The 15,195-nt window shown below is 61.6% G+C and carries 12 protein-coding genes; 6 read left to right on the plus strand and 6 right to left on the minus strand.

Going from position 1 to position 15,195, the window contains the following annotated elements:
- Positions 1 to 6: 6 nt before the first annotated feature.
- The gene (locus AC2CGW_RS07480) at positions 7 to 942 is read right to left on the minus strand and encodes a LysR substrate-binding domain-containing protein (protein ID WP_186664474.1); all 936 of its coding nucleotides are present in this window, start codon (positions 940 to 942) and stop codon (positions 7 to 9) included.
- A gap of 146 nt (positions 943 to 1,088) precedes the next feature.
- Between AC2CGW_RS07480 and AC2CGW_RS07485 the strand changes: the two genes are divergently transcribed.
- The 3 genes from AC2CGW_RS07485 (at position 1,089) to AC2CGW_RS07495 (ending at position 5,004) form a co-directional block, all read left to right on the plus strand.
- Positions 1,089 to 2,465: an L-serine ammonia-lyase gene (locus AC2CGW_RS07485; protein WP_186664476.1), complete on the plus strand. Its 1,377-nt coding sequence runs from the start codon at positions 1,089 to 1,091 to the stop codon at positions 2,463 to 2,465.
- A gap of 221 nt (positions 2,466 to 2,686) precedes the next feature.
- Positions 2,687 to 3,994 (plus strand): serine/threonine transporter, encoded by a 1,308-nt coding sequence (locus AC2CGW_RS07490; RefSeq protein WP_484573784.1) that lies wholly within the window; start codon positions 2,687 to 2,689, stop codon positions 3,992 to 3,994.
- Between the two features lie 128 nt (positions 3,995 to 4,122).
- On the plus strand, positions 4,123 to 5,004 hold the full coding sequence (locus AC2CGW_RS07495) for an alpha/beta fold hydrolase (protein WP_186719469.1): 882 nt from the start codon (positions 4,123 to 4,125) through the stop codon (positions 5,002 to 5,004).
- Positions 5,005 to 5,094: 90 nt separating this feature from the next.
- Here AC2CGW_RS07495 and AC2CGW_RS07500 read toward each other — a convergent pair whose 3' ends face one another.
- The gene (locus AC2CGW_RS07500) at positions 5,095 to 5,772 is read right to left on the minus strand and encodes a DUF3313 domain-containing protein (protein WP_186664482.1); all 678 of its coding nucleotides are present in this window, start codon (positions 5,770 to 5,772) and stop codon (positions 5,095 to 5,097) included.
- Positions 5,773 to 5,970: 198 nt separating this feature from the next.
- Between AC2CGW_RS07500 and AC2CGW_RS07505 the strand changes: the two genes are divergently transcribed.
- On the plus strand, positions 5,971 to 6,276 hold the full coding sequence (locus tag AC2CGW_RS07505) for a helix-turn-helix domain-containing protein (RefSeq protein ID WP_186664486.1): 306 nt from the start codon (positions 5,971 to 5,973) through the stop codon (positions 6,274 to 6,276).
- Here AC2CGW_RS07505 and AC2CGW_RS07510 read toward each other — a convergent pair whose 3' ends face one another.
- From AC2CGW_RS07510 to AC2CGW_RS07520, 3 genes are all read right to left on the minus strand, one after another.
- The gene (locus tag AC2CGW_RS07510; protein ID WP_484573785.1) at positions 6,277 to 7,572 is read right to left on the minus strand and encodes an NAD(P)/FAD-dependent oxidoreductase; all 1,296 of its coding nucleotides are present in this window, start codon (positions 7,570 to 7,572) and stop codon (positions 6,277 to 6,279) included.
- A gap of 14 nt (positions 7,573 to 7,586) precedes the next feature.
- On the minus strand, positions 7,587 to 8,675 hold the full coding sequence (locus tag AC2CGW_RS07515; RefSeq protein ID WP_484573786.1) for a polyamine ABC transporter substrate-binding protein: 1,089 nt from the start codon (positions 8,673 to 8,675) through the stop codon (positions 7,587 to 7,589).
- 101 nt (positions 8,676 to 8,776) lie between these two features.
- Positions 8,777 to 10,135 (minus strand): glutamine synthetase family protein, encoded by a 1,359-nt coding sequence (locus AC2CGW_RS07520; protein ID WP_054891312.1) that lies wholly within the window; start codon positions 10,133 to 10,135, stop codon positions 8,777 to 8,779.
- A 188-nt stretch (positions 10,136 to 10,323) separates the two neighbouring features.
- On the opposite strand from AC2CGW_RS07520, the gene AC2CGW_RS07525 reads away from it, so the two are divergent.
- Entirely contained in the window at positions 10,324 to 11,223 is a 900-nt protein-coding gene (locus tag AC2CGW_RS07525; protein WP_186664492.1) for a helix-turn-helix domain-containing protein, read from the plus strand.
- A gap of 25 nt (positions 11,224 to 11,248) precedes the next feature.
- On the opposite strand, the gene AC2CGW_RS07530 is transcribed toward AC2CGW_RS07525, so the two are convergent.
- Complete coding sequence (locus tag AC2CGW_RS07530) at positions 11,249 to 12,004, minus strand: PIG-L deacetylase family protein (protein WP_411382555.1); 756 nt, start codon at positions 12,002 to 12,004, stop codon at positions 11,249 to 11,251.
- Between the two features lie 290 nt (positions 12,005 to 12,294).
- Here AC2CGW_RS07530 and AC2CGW_RS07535 point away from each other — a divergent pair, with 290 nt between their 5' ends.
- On the plus strand, positions 12,295 to 15,189 hold the full coding sequence (locus tag AC2CGW_RS07535; protein ID WP_484573787.1) for a P-loop NTPase fold protein: 2,895 nt from the start codon (positions 12,295 to 12,297) through the stop codon (positions 15,187 to 15,189).
- The last annotated feature ends 6 nt before the right edge of the window (positions 15,190 to 15,195 follow it).

A 15,195-nucleotide genomic window follows, 5' to 3' on the forward strand; every position in this document is an offset into this window, starting at 1 on the left:
GCCGTTTCACATCAGCGGATGCAGGGCGCGAAAGGTCTGTGCTTCTTCCACCAGCCAGTCATGCACTGCGCGGGCGCCGGGTTGGGTCAGGCCACCAGGCGGGTAGAGCAGTACATAACGCTTGTGATTGGGGATCGGTACACCGAACGGAACGATCAGCGTGCCGCGCTCGAGTTCGTCGTTGAGCAAGGTCCGCCGCGCAATCGCAACGCCGATACCGGCAATCGCCGCCTCGATGGTCAGGTGATTGCGGTTGAAGGTGTGGCCGCGTCGTACGTTCAGGCCACCCGCACCGATACCGTCAAGGTAGAACTCCCACTCCGCGTACTCCGAACTGCCGCGCCAGGCCGTGATGTCGTGCAGCAGCGGGTAGTGCACCAGATCGGCCGGGCCGTGCAGGGGCGGGCGACCGCGCAGCAGGGCCGGGGAGCAGACCGGGAAGATCTGTTCGTCCAGCAGTGGGGTCGAGAGCATTCCAGGATAGCTGCCGTCGTTGAGGTCGATCGCCAGGTCGAAATCGCCGTCGTGCAGGGCCTGTTTGCTGTCCTCGGCCACCAGGCGCAGCTCGATGTCCGGGTAGCGCTGCTGGAAGCGCGGCAGGCGCGGGGTCAGCCATTTGGCGAGGAACGAAGGGATCGAGCGCAGGCGCAAGGTACCGCGAATTTCGCCGGCGTCCAGACGCAGCAGTTCAGCTTCGATGCTGCCATAGGCCTCGGCCACGGTCTGCGCCAGGCGCTGCCCTTCGGCTGTCAGCTCCACGCCACGGGCACGGCGCAGGAACAGGGCGAAGCCCAGGCGCTCTTCAAGCTGGCGCATCTGCTGGCTGACCGCCCCGGGGGTGATGTGCAGCTCTTCGGCACAGCGGGTGAACGACAGGTGCCGCGCGGCACAGGAGAACACATGCAACCAGACGAACACCTGGCCGTTGAGCTGCCCTTTCATTGTTTAGTCCTGCTAAAGGCTTGCTTAGGAATTTTCGTTGGTCATCGCCAGGCGAGCGCGGCAGTATCGCGCAAATTCGCAGTACCCATCAATTTTTCCGGAGGGCCGCGCAGCGGCGAATAACGTCGCGGCGGTCAGGCATTAGCATGGCTATCAGTGTTTTCGACCTCTTCAAGATCGGCATCGGGCCGTCCAGCTCCCACACCGTGGGGCCCATGCGTGCCGCCGCCACCTTCGCCCGGTTGCTGCGCGAGCGCGGCCTGCTGGCCCAGGTGCAGCGGGTCGAGGTGCGCCTGTATGGCTCGCTGTCGGCCACCGGCGTCGGTCATGCCACCGATCGCGCCTGCCTGCTGGGCCTGATGGGGCAGTGGCCGGACCGCATCGACCCGCACAGTATCGAGCCGCGCATCGACCAGTTGATGCAGGAGCAGTGCCTGATGCTCGATGGCTCGCACCCGGTGGCGTTCCAGTACAGCCGCGACATGCGCCTGCTCGACGAAAACCTGGACTATCACCCCAATGCCATGAGCCTGGAAGCGCTGGACGGGCAGGGCAGCCTGCTGACCCAGACCTACTACTCCGTGGGTGGCGGCTTCATCATCGAGCAAGCTGAAATCGATGCCCCGGTCAGTCGCGTCGCGCAGGTCGAGTTGCCCTACGAGTTTTCGTCAGGCGCCGAGCTGCTGGCGTTGTGCAAGACCCATGGCTTGACCGTGGGCCAGTTGATGATGGCCAACGAACTGGCCTGGCGCAGCGAAGATGAGATCCGCAGCGGCTTGCTGAATATCTGGGCGGCCATGCGCGAGTGCGTCGACAACGGCCTGCGCAATGAAGGCATCTTGCCTGGAGGGCTCAAGGTCAAGCGCCGGGCTGCGCGTCTGCATCGCAGCCTGCAGGAGTTGGGCAAGCCCAACGTGATCGGCTCGACCCTGAGCGCGATGGAGTGGGTCAACCTGTTCGCCCTGGCGGTCAACGAAGAGAACGCCGCGGGCGGGCGCATGGTCACGGCACCGACCAATGGTGCGGCCGGCATCATCCCGGCGGTGTTGCACTACTACATGAAGTTCAACCCGGGCGCCTGCGATGACGACGTGGTGGCCTTTCTGCTGGCAGCGGCGGCGGTCGGCATCCTGTGCAAGAAAAACGCATCGATCTCCGGCGCCGAAGTGGGTTGCCAGGGGGAGGTCGGTTCGGCCTGCTCCATGGCCGCTGCAGGCCTTGCCGAAGTGCTCGGCGCCACGCCGCCGCAGCTGGAAAACGCCGCTGAAATTGCCCTGGAGCACAACCTCGGCCTGACCTGCGATCCGGTCGGCGGTCTGGTCCAGGTGCCGTGCATCGAGCGCAATGCCATCGCCGCCGTGAAGGCGATCAATGCCGTGCAGATGGCCTTGCGGGGTGATGGCGAGCATTTCATCTCCCTCGATCGGGTGATCCGCACCATGCGCGACACCGGCGCGGACATGCACGCCAACTACAAGGAAACTTCGCGCGGCGGCCTGGCCGTCGCCTTTGTCGAGTGTTGAGTCGCCCTGTTCGCAACCCAGCCCTGAAGGCGCAACTGCGAACACGGGCGTAGCCCGTGCCAGGCAGCGGTGTCTTTTTCGCGGGCAAGTCCGCTCCTACAGGTATCGCGTCGGTGCAGAGGACCGAGAACAGGCGCTCAAGGAGCCCGACTCAACACGCCTGAATCCACCTGCAACACCCGCTTCACCGAGCAACAAAAACAACTACAAAGGCGAAACCCATGACTGATGTACACAACACCACGACCGTTCGTGCGGATTCGGCTGCGCCGGCTTCGACCACAGCCACGCGCAGCTGGAACCGCCACGACACCACCTGGGCCCTGGGTCTGTACGGCACCGCCATCGGCGCCGGCACCCTGTTCCTGCCGATCAATGCCGGGGTAGGGGGCTTCTGGCCGCTGTTGATCCTCGCGCTGCTGGCTTTCCCGATGACCTTCTATGCGCACCGTGCGCTGACCCGCTTCGTGCTGTCCGGGCGCCGTGGCGGCAACGAAGACATCACCGAGGTGGTCGAGGAGCATTTCGGTGTGGGCGCCGGCAAGCTCATCACCTTGCTCTACTTCCTGGCGATCTTCCCCATCCTGCTGGTCTACAGCGTGGCCTTGACCAACACTCTCACCAGTTTCCTCGAACACCAGCTGCACGTGACCGCGCCGCCGCGTGCGCTGTTGTCGCTGCTGTTGATCGCCGGCCTGATGGTGGTGGTGCGCTGCGGCCAGCAGATCATCGTCAAGGTCATGAGCGTGCTGGTCTATCCCTTCGTCGCCTCGCTCCTGCTGCTGGCCCTGAGCCTGATCCCCAACTGGAACGGCGCCTTCTTTGCCCAGGCCGGCGAAGGCCTGAGCGCCTCCAGGCTGCTGCTGACCCTGTGGCTGGCGATTCCGGTGATGGTGTTCTCGTTCAACCACTCGCCGATCATCTCGGCCTTCGCCGTCGACCAGAAGCACCGCTACGGCACCGACGCCGACCGCAAGAGCGGCCGCACCCTGGCCACCGCCCACGTGATGATGGTGCTGACGGTGATGTTCTTCTGCTTCAGTTGCGTGCTGGCCCTGAGCCCAGCCGACCTGGCTGCGGCCAAGGTGCAGAACATCTCGATCCTGTCGTACCTGGCCAACCACTTCCAGACCCCGGTCATCGCTTTTGTCGCGCCCCTGATTGCTCTGGTGGCGATCACCAAATCGTTCCTGGGCCACTACATCGGTGCCAGCGAAGGCTTCCAGGGCATGATCGTCAAGAGCCTGCGCAGCCGCGGTAAAAGCTGGTCGGCCAAGCGCCTGGAGCGTGTCACGGCGCTGTTCATGGTGCTGGGTTGCTGGATCGTGGCGACCCTCAACCCGAGCATCCTCGGCCTGATCGAAAGCCTTGGTGGCCCGGTGCTGGCCTGCCTGCTGTTCCTGATGCCGATGTATGCAGTGCGCAAGGTGCCTTCGCTGCGCAAGTACTCGGGCGCGCTGTCGAACGTCTTCGTCGTGCTGGTGGGGTTGATCACCTTGTCGGCGATCTTCTACGGCTTCGTTGCTTGAGGCCATGCTCCACGATTCGTGTTGCTTCGCTCTGCATTTGCGTTCTTGATGCCTTTGGTGCCGCAGCTATGCTCGGCACCTGGAGGGTCGCCTTGCGGCCTGAGTGCACACGAAACGGAGTGATTGGCATGTTCCAGGGTTTCAAGAAAGCCTTCCAGCACGTCGAAGGTATCGAGATCGCCTACCGTATCGGCGGCAAGGGGCCGGCATTGCTGCTGTTGCACGGCCACCCGCAGACCCATGTGATCTGGCACAAGGTGGCCGAGAAGCTGGCCGAGCATTTCACCGTGGTCGCCGCCGACCTGCGCGGTTACGGCGATTCGGCCAAGCCTGAGGCCGACGACCGGCATGAGGCGTATTCCAAGCGCCGCATGGCGGCCGATATGGTCGGGCTCATGCAGGCCCTGGGCTTCGAGCAATTCGCCCTGATGGCCCACGACCGCGGTGCGCGGGTCGCGCACCGCCTGGCGCTCGACCACTCCCAGCGCCTCACCCGCCTGGTGCTGCTGGACATCGCCCCGACCCTGGCGATGTACCGCCAGACCAACGAAGCTTTCGCCCGTGCCTACTGGCACTGGTTCTTCCTCATCCGCCCGGCGCCGCTGCCTGAAACCTTGATCGAAGCCAACCCGGAAGGTTACCTGCGCAGTGTCATGGGCGGGCGCAGTGCCGGCCTTGCGCCGTTCACCGACGAGGCGTTCGCCGAGTACCGTCGTTGCCTGTCGCTACCGGGCGCGGCGCGTGGCGTGTGCGAAGACTATCGGGCCGCTGCCGGCATCGACCTGGAACATGACCAGGCCGATATCGATGCCGGGAACGCTGTGAAGACCCCGCTGCTGGTGATGTGGGGCCGTGACGGCGTGATCGGCAAGTGCTTCGACCCGCTCAAGGAGTGGCGCGCCTGTGCCGAGGACGTGCGCGGCAACGAGCTGCCCTGTGGTCACTACATTCCCGAAGAAGCCCCGCAAGCCCTGCTCGAGCACGCCCTGCCGTTCCTGCAGCACGCCTGATACGACCTGACCTGTCCTGGACGACATCAACATCTACAGGAGCCTCGCTGTGCTGTTTCCAACGGTCGCGAAAGACTGACCCGGCACCGTTTACTGGCCCTTCCTGCGCAGCTCCACGACACTGCGGCGCATGTCGCTGGCCCAGCCATCGAGCACCGGCTTGACGTTCTCCAGCTTGAGCTGCGCGGTGTCGTTCTCCAGCGCCTCGCCGGCGCCCTTGCGCACCACCTGGGCCAGCACTTTCTGGTTGGCACCGTCGAGGAAGGCCGCCTCCACGGCGATGTCCACTTCCTGGTCACGACCGCCGGCGGCGGTGTTCACCGCTGCCGCCACCAGGGCGATGGGCACCACTTCATAGGGCTTCAGGCCCTCGGTCTTGGTCGACACTGCGGTGATTGCGGGGCGTACCACGATCGTTCCCGGGCCTGGAGCGCTGACCACCGTCAGCACGCTGCCCAGTTCCCGGCGCATGGCGTCGTCGAAGTAGCGGGTGATCGCCTGCAGGGTCTGCGCCGAGATCACCGCGGTGGGTTGTGGCTTGGGATAGAACTGGCTGGGCTCGATGTAGACCTGTCGATACTGGCTGGCCTTGAGCCCCGGGTCGATCCAGCGCATCACCGGCGCCCCGGAAACACTTTCCGCCGGCTTGAGCCGGCTGTAGTCCTTGAGAAACCCGGAATACTGGCTCGGATCGACGCGGTTGCTGGAGCAGGCGGCCAGGGCGAGCAAGGCGGCGCACAGCAGGGTGGCGCGAGGCAGCGGTTTCATGATGTGTGGCGTCCGTTGAGGGGGGCCAGATCAACGCTAGCAGGTGCTTGGCGATTGGCCAGTTTGCCGGTGGGTTGGTATGCGTCCTTGGTTCGGTGATGTGAATTCCCACAAGGAATCTTCAACTGTCGGACTGTTACATTACCAGCAAGACTGCAAATATATGCCCGTTACGGGTATGTTTTGAGGCGCTGTATTGTGACCAGCAAATTGATTGAGTCGTTGCGTGACGACCTGTCTGTGCTTTACCAGGCTGGCGTGGTTGGCAAGGTAACGATGCGCGAATTCGAGGCCATCTGTCCTGCGCCCGTCAGGGATTTCACTGCGCTGGACATCAAGCGCCTGCGCGAGGCGCTCAATTTCAGCCAGCCGGTTTTCGCACTGCATTTGCATACCAGTGCGTCTACCGTACGCAAATGGGAGCAGGGGGAGACCCGGCCAGCCGGGCCCGCGCTGAAACTGCTCAATATCATTGCCGACAAGGGCCTCCAGGCCATTCTCTGATCAGCCCAGCACCTCCCGCACGCGATACCACAACATCCCCAGAGCCAGCAGCGGCGAGCGCAGGGCCTTGCCGCCGGGGAAGGTCAGGTGCGGTACGGCACTGAAGATATCCAGGCCCTGGCTGTGGCCGACGGCGATGGCCTCGGCCAACAGCTTGGCGGTCCAGTGGGTCACGTTCAGGCCATGCCCGGAGTAACCCTGGGCGTAATACACGTTCGGATGCTGGCTCAGGCGGCCCACCTGGGGGAAGCGGTTGGCGGTGATGCCGATCATGCCGCCCCACTGGAAGTCGATGCGCACATCGGCCAGTTGCGGGAACACCTTCAGCACTTTCGGGCGCATGTAGGCGGCGATGTCCTTCGGGTCGCGGCCGGAGTAGTGGCAGGCGCCACCAAACAGCAGGCGGCGGTCGGCGGTCAGGCGATAGTAGTCAAGGCCGACCTTCTGGTCGCACAGGGCCATGTTCTGCGGGATCAGGCTGCGCGCGAGGGCTTCGGGCAGCGGTTCGGTGGCCACCACGTAGCTGCCGGCGGGCAGTACCTTGCCGGTCAAGCGTGGCTCCAGCTCGTCCAGGTGCGCATTGCACCCCAGCACCAGGCTCTTGGCCCGCACCTTGCCGCGAGCGCAATGCAGGGTGACGGTAGGACCGTGTTCGATGCGCTGCACAGCGGTCTGCTCGAAAATGCGCACGCCAAGGCTGCTGGCGGCGCGGGCTTCGCCCTGCACCAGGTCCAGTGGATGCAGGTGGCCGGAGCCCATGTCCACCAAGCCGCCGGCGTACTGGTCACTGGCAACGACCTCGCGGATGCGCTCTGGGGCGATCAGTCGGGTTTCGTGCCGGTAGCCCAGTTCGGCCAGGTCCTGCAGTTCGTCGTTGAACGCATCGAACTGCGCCGTTGTATTGGCCAGCTCACAGAAACCCCAGCGCAGGTCGCACTCGATGTTGTACTGCTCGATGCGCCTGGCCACCAGTTCGACCGAGTCCAGGCCTGCCTGCTTGAGGTAACGCACGCCGTCCTGGCCGACGTAGCGGGCAAAGCCCGACACGTCATGGCCGATACCACGGATCAGTTGCCCGCCATTGCGCCCGCTTGCGCCCCAGCCGATACGCCGGGCTTCCAGCAGGATCACCGACAGGCCCCGCTCGGCCAGCTCCAGCGCGGTGTTGACGCCGGTCAGGCCGCCGCCGACCACGCACACGTCGGCGCTCAACTCCCCTTCGAGCTCAGGGTAGGGGGCCGTGGCGCGGGCCGTGGCGGCGTAGTAGGAGGCGGTGTGTTCGGTTTGATGAGGCATCGGAAACACTCGAATCAGCGGTTGGACTTGATCTTGCTCCAGGAGCGGGTCATGACCCGCATGATCTGCGGGCTGGGGGTGCTGGAAACGTAGAGCTTGTCCAGCACTTCCTGGGACGGATAGATCTCGGGATTTTCCACCAGCGACTTGTCCATGAACGCCTTGGCGTCAGGGTTGGCGTTGGCATAGCCGACCGTCGCACTGACCTTGGCGATCACTTTCGGGTCGAGCAGGTAGTTGATGAAGGCCAGGGCCTGGTCAGGATTGCTGGCGTCTTTGGGGATGGCCAGCAGGTCGAACCACAGGTTGCTGCCCTCCTTGGGAATGCTGTAGGCGATCTTCACGCCGTTCTTGGCTTCCACGGCGCGGTTGGCCGCTTGGAACACGTCGCCGGAGTAGCCGAAGGCCACGCACACATCACCGTTGGCCAGGTCCGAGACGTACTTGGAGGAGTGGAAGTAGGTGATGTACGGACGCAGCGCCATCAGCCGTGCTTCGGCCTTGGCGTAGTCTTTCGGGTCTTCGCTGCGTGGGTTCATGCCCAGGTAGTTGAGCATGGCCGGGAACAGCTCGTCGGGCGAGTCCATGAAGGCCACGCCGCATTGCTTGAGTTTCTTCAGGTTTTCTGGCTCGAACAGCACGGCCCAGGAGTCGACCTTGTCGATGCCCAGCGCGGCCTTGACCTTCTCGACGTTGTAGCCGATGCCATTGGTGCCCCACAGGTACGGTACGGCGTACTGGTTGCCCGGGTCGTTCTGCTCCAGTTGCTTGAGCAGTTTCGGGTCCAGGTGCTGCCAGTTCGGCAGCTTGCTGCGGTCGAGCGGCAGGAACGCGCCGGCCTTGGCCTGGCGGGCGAGGAAGTGGTTCGAGGGCACCACCACATCGTAGCCGGTGCGCCCGGCGAGCAGCTTGCCCTCGAGGGTTTCGTTGGAGTCGAAGACGTCATACACCACCTTGATCCCGGTACTGGCCTGGAAGTCGGCCAGGGTGGTGTCGCCAATGTAGTCGGTCCAGTTGTACACGCTGACCGTGGGCTCGGCATGGGCGGCCGCGCCGAACAGCAGGGCGAAGGCTGCGGGAATCAGGGTTTGCAAGTGACGCATGTCGGCACCTCGTTGGTCTTGTTCTTCGGGTTCGATGAAGCAGAAGCAGGGCAGCGCGTTGCCTGCGGGAGCAGCCGCTCCCGCAGGCACCCTCCGTGGGGTCAGACGCTCAGCAGCAGGAACTCGCGCTCCCAGGAGCTGATCACCCGCTTGAAGTTCTCATGCTCGGCGCGCTTGACCGCGACGTAGCCCTGGACGAACTGGCGCCCCAGGTAGTCTTCCAGGACCTTGCAGTCTTCCATGTGCTGCAGCGCATCCTCGATGGTGATCGGCAGGCGCAGGTTGCGACGCTCGTAGGCGCGGCCCTGTACCGGCGCACTCGGCTCGATCTTCTCGATCATGCCCAGGTAGCCGCACAGCAGGCTCGCGGCGATCGCCAGGTAAGGGTTGGCATCGGCGCCCGGCAGGCGGTTCTCGACCCGCATCGCCTCGGGGCTGGAGGTCGGGACGCGCAGGCCGGCGGTGCGGTTTTCCTCGCCCCATTCCACGTTCACCGGTGCCGAGGTATCTGGCAGGAAGCGGCGGAACGAGTTGACGTTCGGCGCGAACATCGGCAGCACCTTGGGGATGTACTTCTGCAGGCCGCCGATGTGGTGCAGGAACAGCTCGCTCATGCTGCCGTCTTCATTGGCGAACACCGGCTTGCCGGTGGCGATGTCGACCACGCTCTGGTGCAGGTGCATGGCACTGCCCGGCTCGTCGGTGATCGGCTTGGCCATGAAGGTGGCGGTGACATTGTGCTTGAGCGCCGCCTCGCGCATGGTGCGCTTGAACACGGTGATCTGGTCGGCCAGGTCCAGGGCGTCGCCGTGACGGAAGTTGATCTCCATCTGTGCCGGGCCGTCTTCGTGGATCAGCGTGTCCAGGTCCAGGCACTGGATTTCGCACCAGTCGTAGACGTCCTCGAACAGCGGGTCGAATTCGTTCGCAGCATCGATGGAGAACGACTGTCGGCCACTTTCGGCGCGGCCCGAACGGCCCAGTGGCGCCTGCAGTGGCAGGTCCGGGTCTTCGCAGCGCTGGGTGAGGTAGAACTCCATCTCGGGCGCAACGATCGGCTGCCAGCCCTTGTCGGCGTAGAGTTTGAGGACTTTCTTCAGGACGTTGCGTGGCGACAGTTCGATGGGGTTGCCGTGCTTGTCGAAGGTGTCGTGGATGACGATGGCGGTCGGTTCGATCGCCCAAGGGATCTGGTACACCGCCGCAGGATCGGGGCGGCAGATCATGTCGATGTCGGCCGGATCGAGCAGGCCGTAGTAGATGTCGTCATCGACGAAGTCGCCGGTGACGGTCTGCAGCAGCACACTCTCGGGCAGGCGCATGCCACGCTCGTTGAGGAACTTGTTGGTCGGGGCGATCTTGCCGCGGGCAATGCCGGTCAGGTCACTGACCACGCATTCGACTTCGGTGATCCGGTGTTCTTTCAGCCAGGCGGACAGCTGATCGAAGGGGGCGTTCATACAGACCTCTTGGTTGGGTTTTGGTGGTGGGTACGCAGGCCGTGCGCCGTGTGCTGGTATTGCACGCCGTTGCACGAAGCCACTTCCCACAGGTCACGCTGAGGACTATCTTGGGCGCAGCCCCCCGGGGCTATCTATCCGTTTTCTCCGTCAATCAATGCACCAAAAGAGTGCATATAGGACGCCGCGTGAATACGCAAAACGCCTTGCAGGTCCAGGCCTTCAACACCACCGATGTCACCGAGCAGGTTCGCGCCACGCCCGGTTGGCAGCAGCAATACCGGCAGATGTCGCCCGGGCATTTCAGCGGTCAGTTGCGCTGCCTGGGGCTCGATGGCGTCGAGGTGTACGAAGAGCGCCTGAACACTCGCGTCGAACAGTTCTTCCGCGCGCCGAGCGGTTCGTTGACCTTCTGTTTCGACCAGGTCGAGAACAGCCTGTACCTGCTCAACGAGCAAAGCCGCAACATCTGGATCACCCCGGAGAACTACCAGGAAGTGGCGGTGGTGTTCGACCAACCGTTCCTGCAGCGCCACGGCCTGGATCTGGAGCGTCTGCAGGGGCTGTTCATGGTTCCGCTGGGCAGCGGCCAGAATGCCCTGTTCGGCAGTTGGCTGAGCGCGACCCTGACACGCCTTGCGCAGGCTGACTGCCCCCTTGAAGGGCAGGCCTTGGCCGAGCAACTGCTCGATGACTGCCTGTTCATCCTCGACAACGCCTGCCAGCGCCTGCAGGGCCAGGCACTGGGCAAGCGCGGTGAAGAGCGGGCGATCATGCAGCGGGTCAGCGAATGGGCAGCGGACTGCCCGGAAGAAACGCTCAATCTCATGGAGCTGGCGCAGGTGGCCGGGGTGTCGTTGCGTCAATTGCAGGAGGCCTTCAAGGCCTTTACCGGCATGCCCCCGGCGCATTGGCTGCGTCTGCGCCGACTCAACGGTGCGCGCCGCGACCTGCTGCGCGGCGCCAGCGACGTGACGGTAGCGGAAGTGGCGATGCGTTGGTCATTCTGGCACCTGGGGCGGTTTTCCGAGAGCTATCGCCAGTTGTTCCGCGAGTTGCCGAGCGAGACGCTCAAGCGCGGGCGCTGAAGGGGCATCTGCGAGAGGTTGGCTGTCAGATAAAGACCAGCTCAAAAGGCTGCAGCAGGCATTCCAGCAGCTGTTGCGGCACCACGGGCGGCGTGTCCGCATCCGCCTCCATCTGACTGACATGGGCAGCAATGGCCTGGCGCTTGCGCGCGAGGCTGGCTTCGTCGAGCTGGATACGACGCGCGCGTTGCCAAGGTAGCCGAGGATCGTCCGGCGTCGACCAGCGCCACGCCCATATCGGCGCTTCGGCCAGCGTTGCACCACGCGCCTGGGCGGCCTGTGCGCAGGCACGGCCCACCGCGTCATGGTCGCAATGACCGTCGTGGCGCCAGGGGCACATCAGCAGGTCGCCGGGTTGCAGCAACTGGCTCAAGTGATTGACCAGGAAGGCCTCATCGCGGGGCAGGGCACCGTCCTTGAGGTTCAGCCGTCGCCAATCCAGGTCCGCGACCCGCAGATCGAGCTGCTGCAAGGCATGGCGGCTTTCCAGCGGGCGCTGGTGACGCAGGCGTCGTTCGCTCCATTGAGCCGAGCCTGGGTGGCTGCCTTCGCCGTCGGTGGCAGAGATGAGCACGAGGTCCTGCTCGCGGCCATGGAAGTGACTCAATAATCCGCCCGCCATGAGCACCTCGTCATCCGGATGCGGCGCTACCAACACCAGGCGCCGGCCCGGCGGGCACAGTTGTTCGGGGGTGATCCAGGCGGCCCGGGCCAGGTGCGCGGATTTCTGCCATTCGCTCCAAGGGGTTCCCGCGTCAGCCTGGATCATGTGCTCGTTCATCGTTGCCAAGCTCCTGCTGTCAGTCGAACTCAAACCAATCCAGGCGCGGGTATTCTGCGGCGGCTTGGTCATGGCGGGTTTCGGGACGATTCCCGGGTCTCTGAAGGATTGAGGGAGAGGGTGAGGGGAGAGTTCAAAAAAGCTGGTGCCACACGATCTGAATGTTAGGCGGGTTTGACCTGGGAGCGGGCACCGCCGGACTTCAGGACTGCAGATGATGGCACCTTGCTTGCTTTCTCTGCCGTGCGGGATACTTGCGCACCAGGAGTGCACGTAAGGACGCAGTAGACATGCAACGCAATGCCCAGGAACCTGAGTTCTTTGTGTATTTGAAAGCCTATCTCTTGGGCTTTGTCATATTCGGTATTTATCAACTTGGTACGTGGCTAGGCCTCGGCCTCTATAAGGGGCTGCTTGCTCATCATCCTGCTATTTGGAAGTGGGGGATGCTGGGCACACTATTGATGACAGCGTTAATGCTGGCTTACCTGTATGTGCGGGGCGGCTTCGGACTGGCCCGCCGTTACACGCAAAGCAGGCGCTTTGACCTCCTCGCGTTCATTGTCCTGGGCGCGGTATCGAACGAACTCGCTTCGCCGCTGATGGACGTGCTTCACAAAGAGGTCGATACACTGCCCGCATCGGCGGGGCTTCTGATTCTGATCGGTGGGCTTGTCATATTCTCGTCTGTCTTGACCGCACATCTGCGCCTGAACAGGCATGCTGGCACGGCCAAGGAGATTCATTTTCTCCAGGACAACGAAGTTTCGCTGCACGAACACGACCAGCTCGGCATGGCACCCAGGGCAAAGGATTTTGCAGATGCTGTTTTGGCGTGTACCCAGCATGAGTCGATAGTGCTGGGTGTGGATGGCCCTTGGGGGGTTGGCAAGACAAGCTTCATCAACCTTGCTACCAAGCATTGGCAGCTGCCGCAAATCCTTGTGTTCCGCTTTGAACCATTGAAGTATGCAGGCGATGCCGACCTCGCTCAGCGCTTTGTGAGAGAGTTGATTGCGCGTATCCAGCGGAAATCCTATGTGCCGGAGCTCCAGCCCTTCGCCTCACGGTATTCCCGGTTGTTGAAAGGCAAGGCCGAGTTCTCGTTGTTTGGTCTGAAAGTGGAGCTGGAGCCGGGCAGCGATACACTGGACGAATTGCTGCAGAGTCTGGATGCGACGCTTGAGCGGTTAGGCAAGAAACTGATTGTCGTCATCGACGATCTTGACCGACTGGAGCCGCCAGCTATAAATAACGTGCTGTTCGGTATGAAGAAGGCCTTCAGGCTTCGCCAAGCGACATACGTTTTGTGCTACGACACTGAAATGTTGGTGGCGTTGGCAAGTGATGGCGAACAGGCACGAGAGTTTCTTGAGAAATTCATTGCATTAAAATTCAATGTGTTCGTGGACGCGGCCGCGCTGGCGCGTTACTTGAGTCAAGACTGGAAAAAGGATGTCCCAGGATTGGATTTGGCGCCTGTGGGGCGGATGAGCGAACTGACGCCTTTGCTTTCCAAAATGGCGGAGATGCTGCAGGGTAAGCACGCGCCGCGATACCTTGAGCTGATGGGTAATTTTCGTAAATTAAAAAGAATCATCAATGCCCTCTTGGTAATGCAGCTGGAGAAAGTGTCATTCGACAATACAGATTTCAACCGTGAAGATCTCGTGAACCTCGTGCTGTTGCAGCTCAGCTACCCAGGCATGTTCAGGCGTATCCATCTTGAGGAAAGCGGAGGGCGGACGGGGATTTTTGGTGTAAGGCTCGAAGATGACCTGTCAAAGTGCACCCATCATTCAGACTATGTCAAACTCGTCAAGAAGGCCCCGGCAGGGTGCAGTTTTCTTTTGGCTCAGATATTCGGCGTCGCGGGCCAGGCAGTGGATCTCAGTGAAATCGATAACATTAAAACGCGTGCGTGTGTCAATTTTACTGGGGCGAGAAATCTGGAGCGATACATTGATTTGATTCTTGAGCTTAAAGTGCCTCCACTCACGGATACTCATATATTTTATAAGGCCTCCGTTCAAAGTGTCATCGCCGGGAAGCCTGTCGCCGAGATACTCGACAAAGAAGAGTTCAGGCTTTCTGTAGACGGTGTCGCGCATGTAAAGTTTTGGGAAATGCTGGCTGAATATAGTTGGCGCCTCAAAGGTCCTGATGTTTATGAAGTCATAAACAAGGCAATAGAAACGCTGCCCGGCTACAGTTATTTGTCGCGGGGTATTCGACGCGCAGACCGAGAGAACGTAATACGCTCAATTGCCAAGCTGGTAGATAGCTGCTTCTGGCGGGCTCAGCCTGGCGTAGGCAGGGCGAACACGAATGAGCATGTAATCAGTATTGCGCACTGGTTTTTTGGAGAGGAAAAGTTTTCAGGAAACTCGTTATTCGAAAGACTGATCAATTTGTCACGGGGCGTATTGGGTTGGAAAGACGTGTTGGTTTTTCGGCAACAATGCTCACTCGATCGCGGCGGGCAGTTGCATAACATAAATCGCGCCTTGATCAAACACAGCGACAGGGCCGCCGAAACGTCAGGGGATATGCATCGGCTTACGATAAAAAGTATGAGGTTTTTCTCTCAGGCTATATTCAGTATTTTTGATGATTCATACATTAAGCCGGGTAAGAATATTTTTGATGACGTCGAATCTTTGACCCGTGAACAGATTGCGGGAAATGGATGGCCAAGGTCGGATGAGGATCTCATCGATCAGAACACTCTCGACGAGAGTAAGTCATCCATCGCGCTTTATATCTTGTACCAATTATCCAATCGAGCAGGCCCTGGTGATTGGGGGGTTGGCTGTGGTTTTTACGATCGCGAAGGTGCGTCTGACGTATACGGTATTTCCGATGCAATGAGTTCTTATATGCTGAACGTCTGCTTTAATCCGAAGCTTGACGCTCGCAACGCCATGAGGTTTGTCAGGTTTTTGATGAGGATGTTGCAGGAAAGCCACGGTTACGAGGATGATGATGTTAAGTTGGAACTTTCCTGGCGCCCTTTGTTAGACATGATTTCTGAGCCGATGCTCCGCGATTATTGGAGCATCCATAAAGCCAGCCTCCTGAAACAGGTGGCCGACTATGACGGGGCACCCATGAGAAAGGGACATCTGATTATCGACTACCAACGGCATTGGCCCATTGTCTCGGACTATTTAGATAGGCTCTGACCTTCC

Source organism: Pseudomonas sp. SYWMCR5, from assembly GCF_057197165.1.

Bases quoted from the DNA above. Each gene is read 5' to 3' on its own strand.
- AC2CGW_RS07480 (WP_186664474.1), bottom strand. From the start codon at position 942: ATGAAAGGGCAGCTCAACGGCCAGGTGTTCGTCTGGTTGCATGTGTTC.
- AC2CGW_RS07485 (WP_186664476.1), top strand. From the start codon at position 1,089: ATGGCTATCAGTGTTTTCGACCTCTTCAAGATCGGCATCGGGCCGTCC.
- AC2CGW_RS07495 (WP_186719469.1), top strand. From the start codon at position 4,123: ATGTTCCAGGGTTTCAAGAAAGCCTTCCAGCACGTCGAAGGTATCGAG.
- AC2CGW_RS07530 (WP_411382555.1), bottom strand. From the start codon at position 12,004: ATGAACGAGCACATGATCCAGGCTGACGCGGGAACCCCTTGGAGCGAA.
- AC2CGW_RS07510 (WP_484573785.1), bottom strand. From the start codon at position 7,572: ATGCCTCATCAAACCGAACACACCGCCTCCTACTACGCCGCCACGGCC.
- AC2CGW_RS07490 (WP_484573784.1), top strand. From the start codon at position 2,687: ATGACTGATGTACACAACACCACGACCGTTCGTGCGGATTCGGCTGCG.
- AC2CGW_RS07520 (WP_054891312.1), bottom strand. From the start codon at position 10,135: ATGAACGCCCCCTTCGATCAGCTGTCCGCCTGGCTGAAAGAACACCGG.
- AC2CGW_RS07535 (WP_484573787.1), top strand. From the start codon at position 12,295: ATGCAACGCAATGCCCAGGAACCTGAGTTCTTTGTGTATTTGAAAGCC.
- AC2CGW_RS07515 (WP_484573786.1), bottom strand. From the start codon at position 8,675: ATGCGTCACTTGCAAACCCTGATTCCCGCAGCCTTCGCCCTGCTGTTC.
- AC2CGW_RS07500 (WP_186664482.1), bottom strand. From the start codon at position 5,772: ATGAAACCGCTGCCTCGCGCCACCCTGCTGTGCGCCGCCTTGCTCGCC.